Source organism: Microbulbifer sediminum (assembly GCF_021729035.1).
GTDB lineage: Bacteria > Pseudomonadota > Gammaproteobacteria > Pseudomonadales > Cellvibrionaceae > Microbulbifer > Microbulbifer sediminum.
Map to the genome: position 1 here is coordinate 64,715 of NZ_JAJSAP010000009.1, position 24,319 is coordinate 89,033.

The window sequence follows — 24,319 nt, forward strand, 5'->3', positions numbered from 1 at the left end:
TTATGAGTCATGTTTACCCGCGCACCTTCTCGCATATCGGTATTTCCGTTCCCGACCTGGAAAAGGCCGTTGAATTCTATACCGAGGTACTGGGCTGGTACCTGATCATGAAACCGACCGAGATCGAGGAAGACGACAGCGCCATCGGCCAGATGTGCACCGATGTGTTCGGGCCGGGCTGGGGCAGCTTCCGCATTGCCCACCTGTCCACCGGTGACCGCATCGGCGTCGAGATATTCCAGTTCAACAACCAGGAAAATCCCGAGGACAACTTCGAGTACTGGAAAACCGGGATCTTCCATTTCTGTGTACAGGACCCGAACCTCGAGGAACTGGCCGAGCGTATCGTGGCTGCCGGCGGCAAGAAGCGCATGGAAAAGCCGCGCTATTACTACCCGGGTGAGAAGCCGTACCGAATGATTTATATGGAAGACCCGTTCGGCAATATCCTGGAGCTCTATAGCCACAGCTATGAATTGATCTACAGTTCCGGCGCCTACTGAAACTACCGGCAACACACACGGCAGCCCCCGGTGCATTCCCTGCCCGGGGGCTCGTTGCGACAACCGGCCCGGTTGTTAGCCCATGCGGGTCACCCGCATGGCGCGAATGACATTAATCCGTCCTGCCAAAATCCTGCTCCTGCAGCGCGACCATCCTATCGAACGGCTGCAGCATCGCCTGGAAATTACCTTCCGGTTCCAGTTGCTGCATGGCCGCCACAATGCTCTCGAGGGTCGACAGGCTGTTGGGGAGTGACGAATGACGGACCCGGTAGTTGGACTGCAATTCCCCCGCAAAGCTGACCCGCGGCAGCTGCTGCAGCGCCGGGTTCAGGTGCAGCATCTTTTTGGACTTGCGCCAGGTGGCGTCGATGACCACCAGTTGTTCCAAAGACCGGGCGAGCGGCCCGCCCGGTTCCACCTGTTCCACTGGCGGCAGCCAGTCCAGCGACGGATACAGCAGGGCCGAGCGGGGGGCCAGCAGGCGTGCCAGCTCGGCATCGTCCAGGGTCTCGGCCACCAGCAGCTCGCTGTTGTCCAGACACAGGTGCGCCATGCGGCCGGTGTTGAACGGGTGCTTCACTTCCAGCGGGTGCTGTATGATCAGCACCCTGATGCGGCTGGGAAGATGAACCAGCGCGCTGCAGTAACAGACGTTCAGCGGGCGCTGGCAGGTAGGGCAGATTTGGCGCGGCATAGATGAGTGAGAATCCCGGGTTTACGGCCCACTGGCTCTCTGATGCAGAGATACCACTGGCCAACAAATTCTACCGCACGCACAAATTCCGCGGCAAAGCGCGGCGCCATGACCCGTGCATGGTCATCCGGGATCACCAGCAGCAGATCATCGCCTGTGGCTGCCTGCGCAGGCTGACCGACAGCCAGTTGCTCGCGGGCGTGGCGGTGGCGCCGGATTACCGGGGCCGGGGTGTCGCCCGCCTGCTGGTCGACAGCATGGCCGAGGCCTACGACGAACAGACCTTTACCTTCCCCTATCGACACCTGGTGCCGTTTTATGAATCGGTGGGCTTCGTTGAAGAGGGCGAGACGGGGCAGCCGAGTGCAATCCTGGACCGGTTGCAGACCTACCGGCGGCAGGGCCGCGATATTGTATTGATGCGACACAAATGACCCGAGCGGTCAGCAACCAGAGGCTTCAGCCTGCCACCCAACCCTGAACAGGTAAAAACCGTGTCCTGGAACTCGGGGCGCTCCCCCTGCCTGCGTTAACTGTTTCAGGGCCTGAGGGCTGGAGGCAGGTCGGGAACCGCATCGTCATCCATTGTCCTCAGGTCCACCGAGTCTGGATTTGGGGTCCAGTCCATCCTGACCTGGCTACCCATACGGTACTCAGAGAAGAACTGGCCCATCAAATGGTCAATTTCATCTCGCGCGGTCTCCAAGTAGGAGCGGACAGTGCGCCGGTATTCATCGTTACCGATCTGCAATGGATCGGACGGATCGGCAAGGCGACGCTCAAGAATCCTGTCGAGCTCATCATAGTGGCGATTCCACGCCCTGCGGATCGCCGAGTTGTGCAGCTGCCTCCTTCCCCTTCTCGCATCCATGATTTCCGCTGCGGAACGCTCTGGCGGAATCCCGCGCATATTGCGGAAGCTGTTGATCTCCGCTTCGGTGAACACACCCGGATACCGCTTCAAGACATCCAGCTCAATGGCATGGTGAACCTGGCCGCCGGCCCGCGCACGCAGACCCAGTCTTTGTGCAAAACCATCCCTGAGCTTATTGAACGCGGAACGGGCCCTGGCAGTTAACCCCTTTAATTTGGCGATGTTGGGAAATCTCAGCCTCGAGGGTGCCGGAACCGGTATCGTTCGCGGAAGAGTCCCCGCCGCCATCCGGTCAAATATATCGTCGACATTGGCAATCACCTGGTCCACATCGGCATCAAACTGCGCCCCACCCAGGCGCGGGCCATCCATGCGACCACCGTGCACCATCTGCGGGCCCGTCAGTCTCGACCGGGTTCCGCGCCCAGCCTGTGAAGCCGGAGGTGTTTGCGGCGGGGCCCCGGCCTGGCTGCCGGGTCTCCGGGGCCTTGCAGAGCCCAGGCCCCGGTCCCCGTTACCCCGGACTCCGGATTGCAGTCTCCTGCGCCTGGCGGCATCGGAGGCAGGTCGACGCGAGCCGCGCCGGCCGGCCAGTCTTCGTCGGGGGCGCCCTCTCCTTGCCGAGGAAACCCGCCGGGACACAAGGTCTTCCAGGGCCAGGCGTCCCCTTCGCGCGCGGGCGGCCCGCAGTGCCTGCCGTGCCGCCCGCCTTCCCGCCCCGGTGCCCACCCGCCGGGCGATCGTTATGATGCCGCGGATATAGACGTGGCGGGCCAGGGCCACTACTGGCAGGAGGATATCGAAGACCGTCATCACGGTGTCGATCGCATCGAGGAATGATAAAAACCGGTCCCAGCCATCCGTTTCAGCGGCATCCGCGGCCTGGAACAGGGCCGGTGCAGGGCGCCCACTCACCTGGATATAGACCCAGTCATCCAGGGCAAAGGTGACCTCTGACTCCGAGCGCAACTGCGCTTCCCGCGGGTGCGGATAGGTCACAGGCCTCCCCCCGACCATGTCGCCCGTGGAAGCCTCTGCTGCCTGCTTGTAAAAGGTGACCTGATTGCCGTTAAAGGCGTATCTCCACGTATAGGGAACCACGCTCAGTCCGGGCCCCTCTCCATAGCGCTCCGCCCCGCCACGGGAGATATTCAGCACCGGCGTTACCTTGAGAGCGGCCTGTAGCTCCAGCGCATACTGGCTGGCTTCCTCCGTAGAGAGGTTCAGGATCTCCTGGTGTGAGAGGAAATCGAAGACGACCGCCCCCTGCCGGGACTCGCCCCGTGCGCGGCGAGCCTGTCGCATCAGGCCTTCGAGCTCTGCCATGTACTCACGTTCGGCTCTTTGCCTTGCCTCCTCGCGCTCACGCCTTGCCGCTCTCTCTGCCCGAACCTGCCGGTCCCGGCTTCGCGCTGACGCCCCGCTCCTGCCGCCGGACGTCGTGGCCAGCTCACCCCTGCCGCGCCGCTCGAGCGGCTCGACATAGAGTTCTACGGGTGGCAGGTTCAGGTCGTCGAACAGGGTGGCGCGCGATGAACGCTCACTGTGCATTTGCGCCGTAGGGAAGGTTATTTCCCGGGCGCGGCCCCGGATCCAGAGCGTTTTCGTACCCTCCCAGCGAAACTGGTATTCAATGACCAGGGGATCGTTTCTCTGGGCGCGCACCTGAACGGTGGTGCCATCGGCGCCACGAACGGTTAATACCGGCGGCTCCTCCCAATTGCCATAACGGCTGGCATCGTCCAGCTCCGATTGGCGGGCGTCTCTTAAGAAGAGCTCGAAACGGACACGATCCCCCTGCTGAACCGCATCCCCAGGCTCAAGGTTCACCGGGCCCGATTCACCACCCACAATGCTCGCATTGACACCCCATTCCATCGTTCACCCGCCCCCTCAAGGATCAGCGACAATTCCGCCCAGGTCGCCCTCGATCAACATATTCTTCTCGAAGTCGGGCTGGGAGTAATCCCCTGATTGCAGTCGTAAACCGTAGCGGAGGTTTTCCAGTTCGGATTTCCTGAGCTCGGATTTCACCTTCTCCACATCGAGTGCCCGGTGGGCCACTTTAAAGCTCTCCATCACCGGGTGCGTGCCAGGCAGGGCTTCAATAAAGGCGGAATCGGTCGGCACAATAACGCGGGCTGAGACCTCAGCCTCTTCCGACGCCACTTCCCGCATCCGCTCGATGATCCCTTCGCGGTTATCCTCGTAAACAGCGGGCTCGGTTTTCTTCAGGCAACACAGGAAGTCCAGCAGCTCCTCGCGGCTGTAACCGTATTTCCTGGTGGGATCCTGCGCGGTCCCGGCAACGGGGCCCATATAATCCTGGGACATGTATTCGTGGATATAGCTCAGCTCCTTCGCGGGGAAGAGCATGTAATTTCCCTTATAGCCCAGCAGGCGATCGAGGTTCGCCACCTCGTGGAGCTTTCGGGTTTCACGGCGATAGAGGCTCGTTCCATCACCCATCGCGCCGAATGGCAGGGTGAAGCGGATTCGGTAGCCCGACTCACCCGCCAATGCCAGGATAAAGTCGCTGTTCTCGATAGCCTCGCCACGTACCTCTACCTCCCGACCCTCCATGGAATCCGCCACCCAGGGGACTTCAACATTGTAAAGACGGAAGAAGCGCTGGTCCGAAGGCTCGTGATCCCAGATTGCCTGCATGTAATAAAGGATATTGTCTTTTATGTGCAGGCGCAGGCGCGCTATCGAGGCCTGGCGATCAAAATGGGCACGAAGGGAATGCGTGTATTTGTCGATAGCTTCCTGCAGGGCGGCAAGCTCCCGGGAAAGCCGTGCATTGACTTCATTCTTTTCCTTGTCGGCCCGATCGATGGCCATCTTAACGACTTCTTCACGCTTTTCAGCACCCTCATCATCCCGGGAACCGATCAGGCCGAGCGGGCCAAACGCCAGTGCCAGGGCGATGTCCTGCATTTTCTTTGCATTATCGGCATTGTCCGCCATCCCCATGAGAACCCGCAGCTCCTCAAAGGCCTCCTCCGCAAGGTATGTTTTCACCTCAAGCTGGTGCGTGAGCTCCTCAACCAGGCGGAGTTGCTGCTCCATACTTTGCCTTAATACCTCAAGCGCCAGCTCGTCACCGGCCCAGCCCACAGTGACATCATCCAGGGACTGCAGGAATGTTTTATCCAGGATAACCTTGCGAAGAATCCAGTCGTGCTTGATCAGCCAGTCCTCATCGATCTCAGCCGGAGACGGCACCTTGTTGGCAACCATAACCACCGGCGTGATCTGGTGCAGCTTTTCACTCACCTGGTAACGACGCTGCAACTCGTAGAATAAATAGGTTACTGCGATTTCGTCATTGGGGTTTGAAATCTGCCCCTTGTCCTCGAATTCAGACGCCTCTGAGGCGGTCGTCGTCACCTCCAGCTTTCTTGTTTTCTTGTACTCTTGGGCCGCCTTTTGCACAGCCTCCCTGAAGTTCTTCTTGGTGGATTGCGTTGACTTCTCGGCACTGACCCCAAAGCGCGTGCCGAACTGGCCGTTGAACATATCACCCATGCCGATCGTGATATTGCTCGTCTGCTCAAACGATGTGTTGTTCTTGGCAGCCTTGACGATCTCAGCGTCAGCCCGCTGGGTCGAGCTGGATTCAGAAGAGACCTTTTCTTCCATCTCTTCCGTAAGCTTTTCATTGCGGGATTTAGAGACCTTGAACTGCTTGGAGTAGCTCCTGACCTCTCCCGGGCTCAGCGGAATGGTTGAGATCAGCTCGCCCACCTGGTAAGCCTCCGGCTCCCATTTCTGGCGATAGGACAGCATTACACCAAGGTTCACGGAGTCCGGGGTGAAAATATCAAATCGATGGGGTTCTGCTAGTTTCTCATCCAGCTCTGTCATGATCTCGGCGAGCCTGGAGCCGGCGAGGCGGGAACGTACGGCCGGCCTTGTCCCGGACCGGGAACCCCCCAGCCGGGACCGCGAAAGCCTGCGCTCGATAATCCGGACAATATCCCGCGCATCCCGCTGGAGGTTCCTGGCCCGGGCCTGGTCAGCAGCGTAAGAGCCACCGAAAGTGAAGAACGCCGCCGCGCCGTCCCCGGCATCGACGTCCACGGCATCCCTGTATTGTTCCGCTTTTTGCAACAGGGTCTGCTTTTGCGACGAAGACGCTTCGTTCCATATTTCCGGGGTTATCTCCGGCAACATGGCAGACAGTACCGGCGGCACGGGTTCGGTTTCCGGGCGAGCCATCTGGCGCGGCTCGTCATCACTCTCCACCGCATCAACAAACTCTATGAATTCATTGTAAACCCGGCGCATGTCATCAATGCTTTCGACCTCGGGCCACTCTTCCTCGCCACTGATCTTGTTCTGGTAGCCCACCATTTCCCGATAGATGGAACGGAGGTACGGCGTCATGGTTTCATCCAGCGCCGCCGACCAGATATTCTCATAGGCCACCTGCACTTCCTGGAAGTCATGGTAGGCAACCGTGTCACTCGCCCCCTTCTCAATCAGGGCCGTGACTTCCCCGGTCGGGGATTCGACCTCGAGGGCCTTCAGGCGGCCCGGAATTGCGATCGAGGACATCAGTTTCGCGAGTTCCTCGCTCCCATCCCAGGACGGTTCCCCCTCCGTCCCCGGCTCTTCACTGCCGTCGCCAGCGCCGCTGTCCCGGGAACAGCGCGTTTCCAGGTCCTCCAGGGAAGTGTTCACCCTGGCCCGTTCGCAATAGGAACGAAGTGCCCCGGCGCTGTCCTCCGTCCACTCCACTTCCTGCTGCCGGATTTTTCTCAGCAGGTCGGCCAGGCTGGCGCGCCCGGAAACAATGCCCTCCGGCGACACCGAGAGGCCAAACTCCTCCAGTTCCTCTCTTGTCAGTTCGAGACTGGCTGAGCGCCGGAATCCGGACTCCCGCCCCGGAATACGCCGCAGGGATTCATCCAGGATCCGGTCCCTCACCTCCCGGAAGGGGGGGCCGCCGGGCATATAGAAATTGGTTTTTTCCGCTAGATCGCCAATCAGGGAGAAATTCTTAAAGGCCTGCCTGGACTTCGTCAGTGAAACAATTCTGCTTGTGGCGAGCTTTTGTTTCTCTGTCGTCAACTGGGCCGACATGGATTGATAGCTTTCTGCTGAAGACGCCAGGATATTTGGCGAAAAGCTGGGCTCCGCGGTCCCCTGCTCTGTAGTGACCCCGTACTTTTGCAGTTTCTCCCTGGGAATCTTTATCAGGGCCTGCTCGACAGGGCCGCCATCAAGCCGAATGTCGAGGGAGAGGTGGATCAGCCTCTGCGCCGGGGAATCGGAGTAAACCGAGTCCTCCCGGGAACGCTCCGGCGCGAAAACCAGGAACAACAGGTCGGCGGGGGTACGGGCGTCCGCCCGGGCAAACACATCTTCGGCAAAGGAAAATTTAAAGAAGCCCCGGGGGTTTGTGATTAACGAACCGATTCTCTGCCCCGAGATTTTCTGCCAGAAATCCGCCGAGGTAACGTAAGCCGACTCTCCCGAGGAAAGGTTCTTGTAGGGAGACAGGTTGTGCTGGGCGCTGTCCAGGTCGTAAAGCACAACCTGCAGATCGGGTATACCCCGCCCTGTCTCGCTTTCAATCAACCGGCCAGAAAACTCGAATTGGCTCATATTGCCCCCCTTCTGTTTTATTTTTTTCAACACGCATTATTGAAAACACGCGCCCCAGGACCCGGGTGTTATTCGTAGATATTCGGTTATTTTTATCCGTTCCGAGGGGATGCTATGACAGGAAATAAACAAAATACGCACGAGGTGCAGTGACACCTGGCCTGGCCGGGTTTTATGAGAAGTTGACCCGGTGATGACTTTGTTTATGGATGGGTTTCCGTGAAATCCATTTCGGTTCTACACGGGCGTCCTTGTCACGATCTCTTCCTTGAAAACGGGGCTTTATGCTAAGGCATTAGGAAGGCGGGAATGAGGATATTGGCGTCAGATCTGTAGCCGGTCCGCAACTATTGTCCCGGAATGCGACCCTGGTCTCTTTATAAAAGCTTAGTTGCGCGCCAGGTTTTTTTCGTGGGGTTATGAAAATCCATGCCGCAGCGGATGATTGTGGGAGCAAGCCGCCCAACCGGGCGGCTTGCTTAACGGTTCGCACCCTGCGGCTGCAGGTTGACCAGGTTATTGAGGACACCTTCAAGACCGCCGTAAACGGATATCTTGTCGATACGCGCGGTTACCCGCTCCAGTGCCTCGAGTTCCTTCAGGCGCATCAGCACCGGGTTGTTGTCCATCATCTTCGCGGTGTTATGCAGCGACCGCATCGCCTGGGTTTCCTCCCGGCGCTTGATCAGGTTGGCCTCGGACTCCTTCTGCGCCTCCACCACCTGGTTGAGGATCTGCTTCATATCCCCCGGCAGGATGATGTCCTTCACCCCGACCGTCGCCAGCTCGATACCGTACTGAGCCAGCTTTTCCCGCGCGGCGGTGGCGATACCCAGGTTCAGGCTGTCCTTGTCCTCCAGCAGCGCATCCAGGGTGTTGCCACCTACTGCCTCACGCAGGCGCAACTGCAGCTCGCGGTAGATGTACTCCGCAAAGTTGCCCAGCTTGAGCGCGGCGCGCTCGGCATCCAGCACCCGGTAGCTCGCGCTCAGGTTGATACGCAGGCTCACCCGGTCCCTGGTGAGGATTTCCTGGCCGCTGACCTCCACGGTCTGGAGCCTGAGATCCACCAGCCGTACGCCGATGGTCCGGTTGTACTTCCAGAAGCCGTAACTGCCGGGCTCGAGCTTGCGCACCAGCGTGCCATTGACGGTCAGCAGGCCCACGTGCTCATCCGGCACCTCAACGTAGTGGATAGCGGATGCCACCGATGCTTTCGGCACCGCGCCGGAGCCCCGGCCGAGGAGGCTCACAAGCCGCTCGTCCACGGTGTACTCCTCGCAGATATCGATAATATCGACGCGCACATTCTCCACCCCTTTCCAGACCGGCAGGAAGGTACCCGGGCTGAGGACATTCACCAGGTGGCCGTCGCGGTACAGCAGGCCAACCTGGCTGTCACCCAGCTCGTGGGTCTCGGTGTAGGGCGCCAGCTTTTCCGCATGGGTGTTCAGGAAGAACTTGGCGTTCGGGCGCTCGAACAGCACACCGCTGATATCGTGGATCTCGACGGTGGCCTTGCCAGCCAGGTGCAACAGGCGGTGCCGGCCGGGCTCGAGCACACGTATGAAACGATTCCGGCGGAACAGCAGCGCCCGCTCGTGATCGGCAATATCGACACTTTTCCATATCATCATTTTACTTTTCCTTACTTCTATTCCCCGGCGCATTACCTGCGTAACCAAGGGTGAGGCCCACCCGGAAGCCCGGGGGGCGGCGGCTTGAACCGGGCAGGTGACAAAGTCATCGGCCGGCCGGCCTGCAGCGGGGGTGCGCCAATGCGCATTGCTCACACTACAGGCGAGCCCGGCGTGGCAATGCCACGTGCCGGGTTGCCCACCACCGGCGCCCGGACTTCCGGCGCCTCCGGGTACCGGCGGCTGCCTTCCCGGGGGAGTGCAAGTCGCCAGCGCCCAGGGGCCATGGGCCTCTGGTAGTCAACACGGGTATTAACCCTGTGGGGAGTCGAACCCCAGGCTTTCGCCTTTACCGGATAAGTCGTGTAGTGGACGACGTTACTCTGGCAGGAGTCGAACCTGCGACCGGCCGAAACGATCGGCTGCTCTACCTCTGAGCTACAAAGTAGTGTTCAGGTAATTGCCCCGGCAGGTACACAGCAAGCCAGTGACTCCTGTGCCGGGCTGGCGGTGTGAACCAGCTCCGCAAACCGGGCCATTGCCCCAAACTCTTTGACAGTCACCTGCCCCCGGCAGGTGACCAGTGTTCTCACGCGGGCACATCCCCTGTGCCATTTTTCATCCCTGGTTTCATCCCTGGGCGTATCCCGCTGCCGGCGCCTACCGCGCCTGCGTGCTGTCCGGCACGCTGACGATCCAGGCGTGCCCGCTTTCCTTACGCACGCTGATTTCCATCCCGGTGAGCTGCCGGATCACGTCGATATTCGTCAGCAGGTGCTGGCTCGGGGCCAGCGTCCTGAACCGGCCACCCCTGCCCAGCACCATTGGCAGCAGCAGCTGGTCCGCCAGGTGCTCACCCACCGGCACCCCGGCTTCCATATACCGGTTGAACTCCTTCACCGCGCGGCCGGCCACCCGCTCCGACGACAGGTGTTTCTCGCCCACCACCTCGATCACCTCGGTGACGTGCTCCGCATACACCCGCAGCGAGACGATGTTGCCCGGCCCGAATGAATCCACCTGCCGGCGCTGGAGCTCGTCCGCCGCCCAGTCGCCTTTGCTGGCGATATGCCGCAATTCCCGGTCGGCGACGTGGCCCGGAATCTGTGCCGAGGTCACCAGCGCCTCCTTGCTGAGCACGGCGCCCCGCTCCAGGAGCGCCAGCGGTTTCAGTTCACCCACCGGGTAGATCCGTGCCCGCCACCGGCCGCCGCCGGCCGGGTAAAAACCGAACCTCTCCAGCTGCACTTCGGCCCGGTAACCCATCTGCGCCATCACCGGCAGGAAACCGGCCTGGATAAAATCGAAGCTGGGCGCCTGTTTGTTGTGGGTGCCGCCCTCCAGGCAGACCTCGCTCACCCCGTCCGCCAGCAGCAGCGGCAACAGGATGGTCTGGAACACCAGGCTGGTGCTGCCGGCGGTGCCAATGGCAAAACGGTATTCGCCAGCGTTCACCTTGCCCGGCTTGAACGTCACCTCTGTGGAGCCCAGCTCGTCCCCCGTCACCTGCGCGCCGGAAATCGCCTGGGCCGCATGCAGGCACACCAGGTGCTGGCGCATCAGGCCCGGCTTGCGGCGGCCAGCGCGGATATTCCTTATCCGCACCGGCTCCCCCAGGCAGGTGGACAAAGTCAGCGCGGAGCGGAAAATCTGTCCACCGCCCTCGCCCTGTGATCCATCAATGGTATGCATGGTCCTATCCTTTCACGCAGACGACCTGCTTCAGGGTGTACACCACTTCCACCAGGTCTTTCTGGGCGGCCATCACCTTCTCGATCGGCTTGTAGGCCGCCGGGGTTTCATCAATCACGCCGGCATCCTTACGGCATTCCACATCGGCGGTCGCCTGCAGGTGCTCTTCCAGCGACACCAGCTTCTTGGCTTTGGTGCGCGACATCACGCGGCCCGCACCGTGGCTGCAGCTGCAGAAGCTGTCCGCATTTCCCAGCCCGCGGACGATGAAGGAACGCGCCCCCATGCTCCCCGGGATGATCCCCATCTCGCCCTCGCGGGCACGCACCGCCCCCTTGCGGGTAACCAGCACGTTCTTGCCGAAGTGGTGCTCGCGGGACACATAGTTATGGTGGCAATTCACTGCCTCCATACGGGCCTCGAACTCCATCCCCAGCGCCGCCTTCACCGCATCGATGGTGCGGGCCATCATTACCTCGCGGTTGATGCGGGCAAAGTCCTGCGCCCACTCCACCGCTTCCACATACTGGTCGAAGTGCTCGGTCCCTTCCGGCAGGTAGCTCAGGTCGGTATCCGGCAGGTGGATATGCCAGCGCTCCATGTCCTTCTTCGCCATCTCGATAAAGTGCGTACCGATACGGTTACCCACACCGCGGGAACCGCTATGCAGCATCAGCCAGACGCTGTCGTGCTCATCCAGGCACATCTCGATAAAGTGGTTACCGGTTCCCAGCGTGCCCAGGTGATTGATGTTGTTGGTGTTCTTCAGCACCGGGTGCTTTTCCTGCAGCACATCGAACTGCACCGCCAGCGGCGCCCAGGCCTGCATCACATCGTCCGGCAGGCTCCCCCACGCACCCTTGTCGCGGCTTCCCCGCGCCCGCGAGGAGCGCCCGTGGGGAACCGCCCGCTCGATGGCGGAACGCACACCCGCCAGGTTGTCCGGCAGTTGCGACGCCTTGAGGCTGGTGCGCACCGCCATCATGCCGCAGCCGATATCCACACCCACCGCCGCCGGGATCACCGCGCCGAGTGTCGGCACCACGCTGCCGATGGTGGCGCCCTTACCCAGGTGCACGTCCGGCATGGCCGCCACCCACTGGTGGATAAACGGCATGCGGGAGATGTTCTTCAGCTGCTCCCTGGCCTCAGCTTCGAAGGGCACGCCGACAGTCCACGACTTGATCGGCACACCACCGTCCTGCATTACTTCATAGGCTTGCTGAGTCATTGTTCCTTTCCTTCTTCTTCCATCCCGGCTTTTCTGTTCGGCTGCCGGGTTCGTGCTTGCTTATGTGTAGCCCCTCTATTGCCAAGACAGTGCCAACTTTTGCCAAAGCGCTAAAAAAACTTTTAACCCATTGATTTAACTACAGTTATTTTCTCCATACGTTGATTTCACAGCGGTGACAACCATGATCAAAGCGACACAGATCTATCTTTTTTGATAGCAGGATAATATCTTTGATAACCATGAAAACAGTTGCCATCAGTATTCTCGGCACCACCATGGACCGGCGCGGCAAGGGCGATAAGCGCTGGGACAAGTGGCGGCCGACCGTTTCCATGTGCCAGCACGAAGACCTGCTGATCGACCGGCTGGAACTGCTGTTCGACAACCACTCCCAGGGCCTGGCCAACCAGGTCACCGAGGACATCGCGCTGGTGTCTCCCGAGACCGAGGTGGTCCACCACAAGGTAAACTTCCCGGACCCGTGGGATTTCGAGACGGTCTACAGCCAGCTGCTGGATTTCGCCCGCGGCTACCAGTTCCGCCCCAACCGCGAGCGCTACCTCACCCACATCACCACCGGTTCCCACGTGGCGCAGATCTGCCTGTACCTGCTGACGGAGGCGGGCTACCTGCCGGGCAAGCTGCTGCAGACCTCCCCCGCCCGGCGCGACAGCGACGCGCCCGGCCAGTACCAGGTGATTGACCTGGACCTGTCCCGCTACGACCAGATTGCCTCGCGCTTCCAGAAGGAGCACCAGGAAGGCACCGTCTACCTGAAGGGCGGCATCCAGACCAACAACGCGCCGTTCAACCGCATGATCGAGCAGCTGGAGAAAGTCTCCATCCGCTCCAACGCGCCGATCCTGATCACCGGTCCCACGGGCGCGGGCAAGACCCAGCTGGCCCAGCGGGTGTACGAACTGCGCAAGCAGCGCGGCAAACTGGAGGGACGGCTGGTGGCCATCAACTGCGCCACCCTGAAAGGCGAGAACACCATGTCAGCCCTGTTCGGCCACAAGAAAGGCGCATTTACCGGCGCCACCGCCGATCGCGCCGGCCTGCTGAAGGAAGCCCACAAAGGCCTGCTGTTCCTGGACGAAATCGGCGAGCTGGGGCTGGACGAACAGGCGATGCTGCTGCGGGCGATCGAGGACAAGCGCTTTATCCCCTTCGGTTCCGACCGGGAGACCAGCAGCGACTTCCAGCTGATTGCCGGCACCAACAAGGACCTGGCGCAGAAAGCCAGGGAGGGCAGCTTCCGCGCCGACCTGCTGGCACGGATCGACCTGTGGACCTACGAACTACCGTCCCTGCGCGACCGCATCGAGGACCTGGAGCCCAATGTCGATTACGAACTGGAATCCTTCTCCAACAAGGCCGGGCACCTGGTGAGCTTCAACAGGGCGGCGCGGGAAAAGTACCTGGCCTTCGGCCGCTCAGCCGACGCCACCTGGGCGGCCAACTTCCGCGACCTGAACGCCAGCATCACCCGCATGGCCACCCTGGCGGATGGCGGGCGCATTACGGTGGAAGTGGTGGATGAAGAGATCCGGCGCCTGAAGCACAAGTGGCACACGCCCGCGCACGGCGGTGAACATGCCCGCAGTGCGGTGGAGAGCGTACTGGGCAGCGGCAGCAGCGCCGAGATGGATTACTACGACCAGCTCAAGCTGGCCGCGCTGATCGACGTGTGCCGGCGCTCCAGCTCCATGGCGGAGGCCGGGCGCAAGCTATTTAATGTGAGCCGGCAGGCGAAGAAGTCGAGCAATGACTCGCACCGGGTGAAGCAGCTGCTTGGCAAGCATGGTTTGCGCTTTGAAGACCTGCAGACATAGTCAACTGAAGATTCTTACGCATTCATTTCATTATTTCGAAATTCGATCATTCTTGGATCTTCATAATCAATTTCTGCATGTGGCACAAGATTGCACTTGACAAGATTACCTTGATATTTTTCATTTACTGGGTAATAGACCTGCTGATGAAGGAGACTACTCACCAGTAATTGTTCAAGAAGCTCGATAGCGAACTCTGATGCATTTTCGGCCTGGAAGAGTTTGTAGCGACCACGCCCTGTTTTGATAGTTAGCGAGTGATCGATGCGCCTGAAGCCCTTCATACGATAAGGGAAGGTGAAATCCGTCATATCTTTATACGGGATACTCCAGCCATCATTATTGACATAGTTTTCAACCATTTCCGACTTTCGTTCTGCGTTCAAATAGCGCTCCTCGGAGCTCACGCCTTCCGAAAACGCCATCAAGAGCTCCGTCGTAGCCAGGCCCACATTGAGAAAGGGCATGCTTTTGGTAGCCTTGTGCAAGAACTCGAATAACTTTTCCCTTTTGATATTTTTCAGGAATTCCCATTTAATCGGAATGAATAGTAACTCGTGCATCGTCAACACAAGCACACCGAATCCCTTTCTCGGTTTATTCCCATCAACTTCAATCTCAAACAAAACATCCTCTTTCAAGTAAAGGATATTTTTAAACTCGTCCAGCGCTGACACCCTATCGTTGATGTCAGCAGTACCGCATTCCTTAAAATCGGATAAAAGGGAATCCAAAAGCGGCATCGGACCCACATCTGATGGCGCCTTTCTATCCAATACGTGCGTATACGGAAGCACATCCTCCTTAGAAGCCTCAAAAATCGTAAAGAGTATGTGCCTGATAGTAAGGACCGCAGGAATCCGCGACTCTCTCTCAAACTTATCAGCAATAGCAATGATGCCCATGCCCTGATCCAGGCAATCATCTACCTCATCGAGTCTTTTATTTATCTCAACAAGAGCGGAATTGGATTCACTACCGGAATCCTGGGCATAAAGAAAATAGAGTCCCGCCAGAACGCCGTAGCCAATCACAAGCATTCCATACAGCGTGTCATGAACCTCGAGCAGAAAAGGCATTAAGATCGATAAGAGTATGATGTAAACATTTTGGAATAATTTCATATGGCAAATACGCAATTGTGTTTTATGGATTTGCGCTATTTTTTTAAAATCCAAAAAATAACAAATTGATTGGCATCATTTAGATAATTTCTGGCTTTCAGAGAGCGTGATTGCATCAGCCCTTTGCTTTTATGCTGCTCTTTTGTGTTGAACAGCTAAGCCAGTGTCGATTTTCAGCTTACTGGCTGCATAGGACCTACGCCCGTTTACTCCATCGTTTTCTATAAGGAATGACCCGGAACTCAAGGACGCTCGGGCTCTCCCCCGGGATGTATTGCCAAAGCTGGAGGGTGATGACATCGGAGACATCCCCGTCTTGTGCCTGTGATCCCAACTAGACACGCGCATACCCCCGACTTACACCTACTTCTGATGTACTGAATGAGCGGGCACGCCAGTGGATATTCGGCATCACCCGATACTCACCCCGGCCATGGGCTGGTCCACGGTAGTAAACCTCTACATCAAAGATGATATAGGTATCTGTTTCCTCGTAGATCGAGACATCCAGGAACCTGCTTTTCCGTCCAACCCTGCTACCCTGTATATCACGCGCGAACTTTTTTCCTGCTCATCTAGCACATCTTTAAACGGGGCCACATTGATCCTGGGTTCGACTACCCTGACTTTGCTGTCGTCTTCGGAGCATTTATGGTCGCTGAAAACAGTTCTTCCTTCGTTGTCCACGCACTGGTATATCTCCGCTCGCGCTAATGCCGCCGCAGATATCAGTAGCAGTAAGGAAAAGATTCTTATCACAATAGTCGACATAACTTAATTTCTAGCTACTCAGGGGCTCTCAAGTCACCCCAGGAATCATAGGCTGGAGAGCTGGTCAGTACCTGAACCCCGCTATGCATACCACTTGCTGATGTCATCCAATCCGCAATCCAGCACCGCATCCCTGCCCACCCGGTTATCGGCCCAGCGGGTTGGTATCACTACGTCTGGCTGGACAAAGTTCTGTAAGTGGTCTTTGGGTCTTTAAGGCCACCCAACAAAGAATGCGCCTTTCAAGCCAGGGGGGTGTAAATTCTTCAGCGCATCTGCAAGATACTGGTTAACCGTCCAATTATATGGATGGCAAGCCATGGAACTTACACGTGAGTGCCTGGTATCGCTCGATACCACCTCATATTATCACTGCGTCGCACGCTGTGTCCGCCGTGCCGCCCTCTATGGACGAAACGACCGTACCGGACGAGGCTTTGAGCAGCTCCAGCAGTGGTTTGAAGACAAAGTGCTGTCTCTGGTAAAGGTATTTTCACTGGATGTCTGTGCTTATGCAGCCATGAGCAAACATCAGCATGTAGTAATGCACATCAAGGTGGCCCAGGCAGCCGACTGGCAAACATGCCTTTACCATTACCAACCCAGCAAGCCGAAGAGCCCAGCTACGCCTGGATGCACAGCTTGCAGCTTATTTTAGTGTCTGATTCTCATTTTTTAATGAATTAAATTGTGGCTTTATATTTCCTGGCTAACTTGAATGTGAAGACCTTAAGCAAATTTAAGTGATTAATTACTACAAGAACAATAGTCTCACCTATTGACACGCACAATCTTGTTTGTCGTTGTTCCTTAATAACAAGATCTATAGAACGACAATAAATTAACAAAAGCTTGACTCGTTATTACAAACCGCTCAACTATCTAATCAGCGTCGCCAAGGAGCTTAGTTGTGATGACCAACAAAAATTTGCTGTTGTGCATGCTGTCAATTTTATTATTGTCTCCAGAAACCAGTTTTGGTCAAGACAGGTTCAGGCTTGATATAACCCAAAAGCAGATACTCTCTTATTTTGAGAAAACATATGATGTAGATAAAGTAGAGACAGTTATCGACGATGACTGGGTAACTGATCTCGCCAGAGAGGCAGAGACTAGAACAAGAATCGGCCTTGTTATCGATGCATTAACTGCTGGTAGAAATCTTGACTACTTAGAAGAGTATGGCTTATTCAAATCCAACAGTAATTCTTATACCGTAGTGATTGCAAAAGACCACAACTGGCTGACTCTGGGCAATCTTTTTTTCCCCCTTAAGTTCAAAGAAGATTATGAAAAGATTTACTCCGATTTATCCAAGCGCGGTTTCGACAGAGCTGATCTGCAGGAACTAAAACTCTATCTAGAGCAGAATGGATTCTTTGAAGAACTTTCCAAAGCTTCCATGGCGTTTCAAAAAGAAAATTCGCCAAAATATGTATCAAAGTATCAGTCCGCAAAAGACCTAGTAGAGAAGTCTAAAATATTCTTTGAATGGACGAGAGAGACTCGATCTTTCCAAGATAACTTTGAGTACGAATGGGCTATTGGGATTTACTCCCGGCTTGATGATAGAGCCCAAAATATACTGTGTTCATATCTATCAGAAAATATATCCGATCTTTCGATGATGGATGACGGCGTCACCATCCGCGAATTTGAAGTGCACCTAAGTAGATACGTAGCAAAGATTTCCGACTTAGAAAAAAATACTGACTAACATCTCAACGAGGAAGCATGAAATGATCTGCAACTTAACAAGTAATTGGAAGTTGAAGATGTTTCTATTACTTCTAATATGCTCTTGGTCAGCAGCATCCTTTGGCACTGCCATCTACTATAGCAGAGCTGCGGTTGGATCTCAGGATCAAGATCCTTTTGAAATGGAACATGGTGTCAGAGCATCTCTGGGAAGTAGTTTTCCAGTCACTGTAGCAGTATACGCAGCAGCGGGCTGGCAGACTGTATGCCAGACAGCTGCCAACATAACCGTTCCAAATCAGGGAAAAGGTAGCGGTGTTGGTGGAGCTGGAATCCAGTGGCCTTTCGCCGTTGCATATGAAGACGCCATACCTGGCTACTCCTCATGGAGTGGTGGGAGTTCTAGTTGCTATGTTCAGGGTAGAGTGACAGCTTCGGATGATATTCTGGTTGAATACGAGGGTATTGGCTACACATACAAAATCAAAGGAGTTGACCCACTTGGCATCACCAGGGATTTCAGTATAACAAAACACGCCGATCATTTCTGTGCTCCACAATGTGGCGGTACTACTGGTGTCATTTGCCCGTAAATTCAACTTTATGGTATCCAACATGAACATTCGCAAGTACAGTTTCCTCTTTTTATTTAGTTGCTCAACTGTTTTCAGTTCATCAAATATTCTCGCTCACGCGTGCATTCCTACGGAACCTCTTCTTATTGATTTGGGTGGCGATGGGATTGAGCTCTCTGAAAAGGGAGTTGGTGTCTCATTTGATATAACCGGAACCGGGATCCCTGTTGAAATCCAATGGGTAAAACAAGGAGGCAATGAGGCTTTTCTATTTAGGGATCTCAACGGTAATGAATTAGCGGATAGCGGAAAAGAGTTTTTTGGGGACAGCACTCCTTTGTATGACGGATCGGGCAACAAGGCACTCAATGGTTTTCACGCCCTGGGTCAATTCGACAGCCCTATCTTAGGCGGGGATGACAACGGTGTTATCAATAACGCCGACATCGTTTGGGAAGAGCTATATTTATGGCTGGATAAGAACGCCGATGGAATATCAACGCCTGATGAAGTGTCGAAAGTAGCTGGCAGTATCGTCGTCGAAATTCCGACCATACCAAAAGAAAGGAAGAACAATTTTGTCGACGCGGCGGGAAATCTGATGCCATTTGAAGCAAAGGCAACTGGCATAAAGACCCACGCAAACGGTGAAACGACCAAGAAGAAACTTGACGTGGTTGATGTATATTTTCATCTTTTAAACGTATAGCGAAACACGAAGGAAATTTTCAAGGGGATTATGGGTAGCCGTAATTCCCAATTTTATCTAAACATGTGAGCGATACAATATCGCCTAGAGTTTTTTCTCTCCATCAGGAAAACACGATTCTTTATCCAATTAATTACCCTGAGCGATTCAGCTTATCAAAAGGATATTCATACGTTTGTGGCATTTAGTATTATAGCTGAAGCGTTATGGACGTATCTATGTGTGCCGCCGCTCCTTAGCCGAGGCAGTGCCAAGCTTTTTAATGTGAGCCGGCAGGCGAAGAATTCGAGAAAGATTCGCACCGGGTGAAGCAGTTGCTTGGTAAGCACGGGTTAAGGTTTGAAGACCTGAAGACCTAACCGCCGGGCCAATATGCAGGCACTTGTGTAGCTTTTCTTGCTTACCCACCGCCTCCCGTGAGGCCGTCAAAGCCCGCTTGCCAGGCTAGCGTTGAACATTTACCGGAAATACCGCCGGGGCCAGAGCAATGGTAGTGCGCCATCACTTCGGGGGGGGGGGGGGGCGCGTCAAAACGCTGCTCTTACCCCGTTTATCACACATCGCATATCCACAACCAGAACGACCGGAGCTGCACGCCGATCCCATTTCATGCAGCAATTTTGTTACCCGGCCTCGCCAATCTATGCAGCATACGACTTGTCGCCGAATTCGTTTAATCCCTCCCACGCCATAATTTTCCGGATTCCCTGCAAAATCGCGGGGGCCGTCTAGACTTGCCGCTCCATAATCAATAATTGGTCGAGGAATACCATGCCATCTGGATCAGGCGAGCTCAATTTCACCTACAACCACAATGTCACTACAGCCAAGACGTGGACCACCAAGAACTTTTACGTCGAGAACTTCATGATCGGCAGTATCCCCAACTGGGTATTCCTGAATAAGGACAAAGACAATACCTTCATGGGAACGAATGGCATGCCTGCAGAGGCATCGCTCATTTTATATGCCCCCAACGACCATACTCCAAGCACTTATACCCTTTACTGGGGTTCAGGCGCGCATCATCGGCACCACGACACCTACCGTGGCACAGATGCGAAAGGTGTCATCAAGATTGACTGGGCCACGCCGAATATCGAGTTCATTGGTAATTTCCAGAACAAGCCCCAGGAACTGACCGGGCACCTGCCCTGGGTTCCCAATCAGTCGAGCACTATCGTTTCAGAAATCGAAGATGCCGGCACTGACTCGGAAATCAAGCAGGAAGTAGAGCAGAAGACGCGCTGGTTCAGGGTAAACCTCGACTCCACTGATGGATCCGGTCTGGTAGATGGCTCTATGACTTACGATCTCTTCCTGGTGAAGGCTGATAATGGCTGCTCTTACCTACGGATAAACTTCACCCAGAGCAGCATCGGCTTCGATGCCAATGAGGAACAACAGTTTGTGCGCTTCGGCATTTTGCCGGGCGACCAGAGCCAGCTGGAGCTGTTCACGCAAGCCGCCAAGGGAAAACCCTTCTCGTGGAACGATGACATCACCAAAACGCTGAATACTGGCAACGATCCCAGTGTTCTGGTACCCGCGCAAAATGGTTTTGCACCGGTGGAAGACCAGGAAACCACCGGCAGCTATACCAAAACAACCAGCTCGGGCTGGTCAGTGGGGGCCAAGGCTGGGGGTTCCATCGATGCCGGGGGCTCCGGCGACAGTGGCGGCAGCGCCAGTGGTGATTCTGGATCCTCGTCTGCGGCCGAAGATGCGGCCCTGATCGCCTAGCATCGCCCACGGGACATATTGGTGCAGGGTGGGAGCTTAGCGCGGTTTGCTCAATCGCGATGCGTTGACTTCCTACCCTGCCACCACCCTTCCCGGGGCCTCCGTCGTGGTTAGCCAGTTCCCGAGCCTCTTTGCGGATTGGCATGGGCCGACCAGCAGCGGGCTAGCCGCTGATGACCGCGCGCTGGGAGATCAGTGTTGCCTTTTCTGGAAAAGCGCAATGTTGGGCCAGGGTGCTGTTACTGTTCCGCAGTATCCTTTCTTTTCCGTGTTTTATTCTGCCTAGCTTCAGACTATGTGTTCATTGCGTTATCTCGCGGCTCAGATAGATCACCCAAATTGTCGCACCTCACATATCAGCCTTTGGCCTTCCGCCTAACAACTGGAACATCAAAGTCCCTGGAAACCTTGCCGGCAAAGTCCCTGGCCCACCAGTATGCGTTTTTATCGAAGAACCGCTTAAGCAAGACCTGCTGGCCGCTCGATAGCCGCAACTTCACCTTTACCAGAGCCCCGGAGACGGCATTACCCGCATGTTGCCCTGACATCCTGCTATAAGAGCCGTCTTCTACGGTAACCTCCCTCACCCGTGCCATGTCTATAGTTTTGCTACTAAACAGGAACAGAGCCCCGGTCCTGATCAGGAGTTCTCTTTCTCCTGACTTCACAAATTCTTTTGTGTACAGGCCGAAATAGAGGCAAAGCAGGAGCGCCAGGGGGTAATAGATCCAGCCCGCAGCTTCACCAGATCGGTCTGTGAGCTCGACACCAATTGGCAATAGGAACGCCAGAAAGAAAATCCCGGAGAAAAACCGTGCGGGGAGAGACGTGCTATAGCGACCTATTCTTCTGCTGGACATATTAACTTCTTTGGTTATTTGGCATGACAGACCCACAGCCTGGCCCTAGTTGATTTGCAGGCCAATCGCCCGCAAAAGCGGCTCCGCCAGCCCCCAGTAATGCAGCCCGAACGCGATACTGGCAAGGCTCATCCCCAGCCCGACGATGGCGCCGATAAAGTAGAGAATCGGTACCGTCGGGTAGATAACAGACTCGCAGGGATTGCGCGGGTTGTAATGCACCATCAGGCCAGAACCAATGCTGCGTAGCTTTTCCGCAGCACGGTTTGCTTTCTTTTCGCTCTGGCTGCCGTAGCCTTCCCAGTGATAATTGCTGCCCGTGTACTCATGGCCTCCCACGGTGTAGCGGTACAGGACGTCCAGCCCGTAGAAATAGGTTGCGTTGCCGCCAGCGGAGGAACGCTTGAGGGATACCTCGGCTTTCCGGAGCTGCGCAGACACTCGGGGCCAGTAGCGGGATGCGCGGGCCCGGCGCCACCCCTGCAGGTTTACCTTGATGACCGAGCAGCCCAGCAGACACCACGCCAGCAATGCCGGCGCCAGGAAAATTGTGGTACTGGCAAAGGCAGCCAGCGCGGTCAACAACAGGACCGTCAGGATAATGCGCCCGCTGTAGCGCTCTTCGAAAGTCAGGTTCCGCCGTGGACTGGCTTTGGCCCGGTCGATGCGGGCGCGTATGTGGTTGTTCTCGTTCTTGCTCACTGTTTCCCCTGATGCCGCCACAGCTCATACCCAGGTTTTCCGGGCGATCCTTGCTGGCGGCTGCCTATGGCCGCCATTCAATTAAATCCGCTACCGTCAGCAGCGGCAATACAACCAGGATAAGGCAGAGTACCAGGGCGCCGAGCTGGTCCCGCGTGACACCCCGGCGTACGAAGGCCTCGGCCGGGTTCGCCGGGTTCACGTACAGGTAATCCCCGTACAGGCCGGCCCGGACGCGTTCAATATGGGCGCTCGCAGCGCCAAATGTGGCGAAGAGCTCCCCCAGGTGGAGATTTATATCATCGTTCGTACGGCTGTAAGCCTTACCGCCAAATTCATACTCCAGCCGGTACTCGGGCCTGTACATGCGATTGATACCATCGGAAGGGCCCTCCTCAAGCATCACTCTTGACGCGGCAACCCGGTACTTCCTCGGTTCCCAACGGTAGCAGACCAGTGACCGGCGCACTGATCGCAGCGCATAGACAAGTCCCCATACGCCCACGGCCATCACATGGGCACAGAACAGGTTGACCGAGAGAGCACCTCGATCGATATAGGCATACACGCCAACAAGTGCTGTGAGGCCTATCAGGCCGAGGAAGCGCTTTAAATGCGGCTCAATTCTTTCCATAAAATACCTGCTCGCAACCCTGTCTCGACCCCTCTTTTGCCGGAAGGCATAAAAGCCATAGTACGTTACCCGGCACTGCAACTCCTTACAGCCTTAACGGGTGGTGACTTCGGCCACCTGGTCGACGGGCCCGGAATAGCGCCGGGTGATGTCCTCCAGCACCCAGTCCAGCACCGCATCCCTGCCCACCCGGTAATCGGCCCAGCGGGTTGGTATCAGCACGTCCGGCTGGATGCCCTGGGTGGGCTTGTCCTGGAAGCGGTAGAGGCGCTTGGAGTAGTTGACCTCGATGCCGGAGTTGGGCAACGTGAAGCTGTCCATGTCCTGGTAGCCGACCGGGTTGCCGCCGGTGGGTTCGCCCACCAGGGTGGCGTTGAACATTTCGCGGAAGTGGGCGGCGTTGCTCATGCCGGCGGAGAAGGTGGCGTTGCCGATCAGGGTGTAGACGCCGCCATCCCAGTCCAGCCCGTCCACCAGGATCATCTGGTGGGCGAAGCGCAGGCCAACAAAGAAGTCGCCACCAGTATTGTCCCGCAGGTCCACCACCAGGTTACGGATGCGGTGCTTATTCAGGTACTCGCGGACATCCTCGGCAAAAGATTCCATATCCGAGAAGGACGGGTAACGAGCAAAGTAGACGTAGGCCACGCGCCGGTCCTCGTCGGCACTCAGCCACAGGTAGTCGGACCCGGACACCCGCTTTTCCCCGAAGGGCACAACCTGCTCCGCGTAACGGACGGTGACGCTCTCCCGGTAGTCCGGGCAGGAAATGGCTTCCAGCGTGACCGTCTCCCGCTGGCCGCGCTCGTCCTCCAGGGTAAAGGTGGCGGAGGCAGGATCATCCACGATCCCCAGGCCCGCCAGAATGTCCGCGACATTCAGGTGATACGGCAGGTGGCGGCGCAGGGAGTATTCATTCTCCACGGTCTGCACCACGGGTTCCAGCTTTTTCACCACTTCAGCCGTGGCCATATCCCCCACCGCCACCAGCTTGCGCCCCAGCAAGCGACGATGCTCCGGCCCGGTACGCAGCAGGCGCAGCTCACCATCCATAAACTGGAACTGCAGCGGGAAATGCCGGTGTTCGGCACCCCAGAACGGCACGCGGGTATGCCCGTCCCCCACCAGCCGGCTGATACGCATCAGCTCGATCATTACCTGGTCTTCAGTGAGGGTTGGCAGGTGAGCTTTGAGGGTGGCCAGCTCTCTGTGGAAGTCCTGCTTATCTACTGTGTGATACAGGTTGATGTGCCGTTGTTCGAGAGTATTGCGATATGCGTCGATATCTTCTTGCCACTTCTCTGCCTCAGCGGGGGCCAGTGCTAATGCAGCAGAACTGCCAACCAAGGTCAATCCAGCGAGGACAGCTGCATATAATCCTTTAAACATTCTTCTTCCTTGATTAATTTTAAGAT

Annotated in this window: 19 protein-coding genes and 1 tRNA gene; 7 read left to right on the plus strand and 13 right to left on the minus strand. The window is 56.6% G+C overall.

The window, feature by feature from the left end:
• Positions 1 to 2 precede the first annotated feature (2 nt).
• The gene (locus LVD11_RS14815; RefSeq protein ID WP_237060287.1) at positions 3 to 503 is read left to right on the plus strand and encodes a lactoylglutathione lyase family protein; all 501 of its coding nucleotides are present in this window, start codon (positions 3 to 5) and stop codon (positions 501 to 503) included.
• A gap of 112 nt (positions 504 to 615) precedes the next feature.
• Here the strand turns inward: LVD11_RS14815 and LVD11_RS14820 are convergent, their stop codons facing one another.
• Positions 616 to 1,200, minus strand: a complete 585-nt coding sequence (locus LVD11_RS14820; protein WP_237060288.1) for a tRNA-uridine aminocarboxypropyltransferase — start codon at positions 1,198 to 1,200, stop codon at positions 616 to 618.
• Positions 1,201 to 1,202: 2 nt separating this feature from the next.
• Between LVD11_RS14820 and LVD11_RS14825 the strand changes: the two genes are divergently transcribed.
• A complete protein-coding gene (locus tag LVD11_RS14825; RefSeq protein WP_237060289.1) occupies positions 1,203 to 1,634 on the plus strand; it encodes a GNAT family N-acetyltransferase in 432 nt (143 codons plus the stop codon).
• Positions 1,635 to 1,738: 104 nt separating this feature from the next.
• On the opposite strand, the gene LVD11_RS14830 is transcribed toward LVD11_RS14825, so the two are convergent.
• From LVD11_RS14830 to LVD11_RS14855, 6 genes are all read right to left on the minus strand, one after another.
• Complete coding sequence (locus LVD11_RS14830; protein WP_237060290.1) at positions 1,739 to 3,952, minus strand: hypothetical protein; 2,214 nt, start codon at positions 3,950 to 3,952, stop codon at positions 1,739 to 1,741.
• Between the two features lie 15 nt (positions 3,953 to 3,967).
• A complete protein-coding gene (locus LVD11_RS14835) occupies positions 3,968 to 7,690 on the minus strand; it encodes a hypothetical protein (protein ID WP_237060291.1) in 3,723 nt (1,240 codons plus the stop codon).
• Between the two features lie 479 nt (positions 7,691 to 8,169).
• Entirely contained in the window at positions 8,170 to 9,327 is a 1,158-nt protein-coding gene (locus LVD11_RS14840; protein ID WP_237060293.1) for a slipin family protein, read from the minus strand.
• Between the two features lie 378 nt (positions 9,328 to 9,705).
• A tRNA-Thr gene (locus tag LVD11_RS14845) sits at positions 9,706 to 9,775 on the minus strand.
• A 212-nt stretch (positions 9,776 to 9,987) separates the two neighbouring features.
• The gene (gene rtcA, locus LVD11_RS14850; protein WP_237060295.1) at positions 9,988 to 11,019 is read right to left on the minus strand and encodes an RNA 3'-terminal phosphate cyclase; all 1,032 of its coding nucleotides are present in this window, start codon (positions 11,017 to 11,019) and stop codon (positions 9,988 to 9,990) included.
• A 4-nt stretch (positions 11,020 to 11,023) separates the two neighbouring features.
• A complete protein-coding gene (locus LVD11_RS14855) occupies positions 11,024 to 12,250 on the minus strand; it encodes an RtcB family protein (protein WP_237060297.1) in 1,227 nt (408 codons plus the stop codon).
• 242 nt (positions 12,251 to 12,492) lie between these two features.
• Here LVD11_RS14855 and rtcR point away from each other — a divergent pair, with 242 nt between their 5' ends.
• Entirely contained in the window at positions 12,493 to 14,088 is a 1,596-nt protein-coding gene (rtcR, locus tag LVD11_RS14860) for an RNA repair transcriptional activator RtcR (RefSeq protein WP_237060378.1), read from the plus strand.
• Positions 14,089 to 14,102: 14 nt separating this feature from the next.
• Here the strand turns inward: rtcR and LVD11_RS14865 are convergent, their stop codons facing one another.
• Entirely contained in the window at positions 14,103 to 15,122 is a 1,020-nt protein-coding gene (locus LVD11_RS14865; RefSeq protein ID WP_237060299.1) for a hypothetical protein, read from the minus strand.
• Positions 15,123 to 15,671: 549 nt separating this feature from the next.
• Positions 15,672 to 15,983, minus strand: coding sequence for a DUF4124 domain-containing protein (locus LVD11_RS17015; RefSeq protein WP_369413326.1), 312 nt, complete (start codon positions 15,981 to 15,983; stop codon positions 15,672 to 15,674).
• Between the two features lie 910 nt (positions 15,984 to 16,893).
• Between LVD11_RS17015 and LVD11_RS14870 the strand changes: the two genes are divergently transcribed.
• The 4 genes from LVD11_RS14870 to LVD11_RS14885 all read left to right on the plus strand — a co-directional run bounded on the left by LVD11_RS14870 (position 16,894) and on the right by LVD11_RS14885 (position 20,708).
• A complete protein-coding gene (locus tag LVD11_RS14870) occupies positions 16,894 to 17,700 on the plus strand; it encodes a hypothetical protein (RefSeq protein ID WP_237060301.1) in 807 nt (268 codons plus the stop codon).
• 22 nt (positions 17,701 to 17,722) lie between these two features.
• Positions 17,723 to 18,274 carry a hypothetical protein gene (locus tag LVD11_RS14875; RefSeq protein WP_237060303.1) on the plus strand — a complete coding sequence of 184 codons (552 nt, stop codon included), beginning with the start codon at positions 17,723 to 17,725 and terminating at the stop codon, positions 18,272 to 18,274.
• 22 nt (positions 18,275 to 18,296) lie between these two features.
• Positions 18,297 to 18,965 carry an SPM autocatalytic domain-containing protein gene (locus LVD11_RS14880; RefSeq protein WP_237060305.1) on the plus strand — a complete coding sequence of 223 codons (669 nt, stop codon included), beginning with the start codon at positions 18,297 to 18,299 and terminating at the stop codon, positions 18,963 to 18,965.
• A gap of 771 nt (positions 18,966 to 19,736) precedes the next feature.
• Positions 19,737 to 20,708, plus strand: a complete 972-nt coding sequence (locus LVD11_RS14885; protein ID WP_237060307.1) for a hypothetical protein — start codon at positions 19,737 to 19,739, stop codon at positions 20,706 to 20,708.
• Between the two features lie 356 nt (positions 20,709 to 21,064).
• Here the strand turns inward: LVD11_RS14885 and LVD11_RS14890 are convergent, their stop codons facing one another.
• The 4 genes from LVD11_RS14890 to LVD11_RS14905 all read right to left on the minus strand — a co-directional run bounded on the left by LVD11_RS14890 (position 21,065) and on the right by LVD11_RS14905 (position 24,293).
• Positions 21,065 to 21,568 carry a hypothetical protein gene (locus LVD11_RS14890; protein WP_237060309.1) on the minus strand — a complete coding sequence of 168 codons (504 nt, stop codon included), beginning with the start codon at positions 21,566 to 21,568 and terminating at the stop codon, positions 21,065 to 21,067.
• A gap of 45 nt (positions 21,569 to 21,613) precedes the next feature.
• The gene (locus tag LVD11_RS14895) at positions 21,614 to 22,270 is read right to left on the minus strand and encodes a DUF3592 domain-containing protein (protein WP_237060311.1); all 657 of its coding nucleotides are present in this window, start codon (positions 22,268 to 22,270) and stop codon (positions 21,614 to 21,616) included.
• Positions 22,271 to 22,334: 64 nt separating this feature from the next.
• On the minus strand, positions 22,335 to 22,904 hold the full coding sequence (locus LVD11_RS14900) for a DUF3592 domain-containing protein (protein WP_237060313.1): 570 nt from the start codon (positions 22,902 to 22,904) through the stop codon (positions 22,335 to 22,337).
• 93 nt (positions 22,905 to 22,997) lie between these two features.
• Positions 22,998 to 24,293, minus strand: a complete 1,296-nt coding sequence (locus LVD11_RS14905) for a S41 family peptidase (protein ID WP_237060315.1) — start codon at positions 24,291 to 24,293, stop codon at positions 22,998 to 23,000.
• Positions 24,294 to 24,319: the final 26 nt, after the last annotated feature.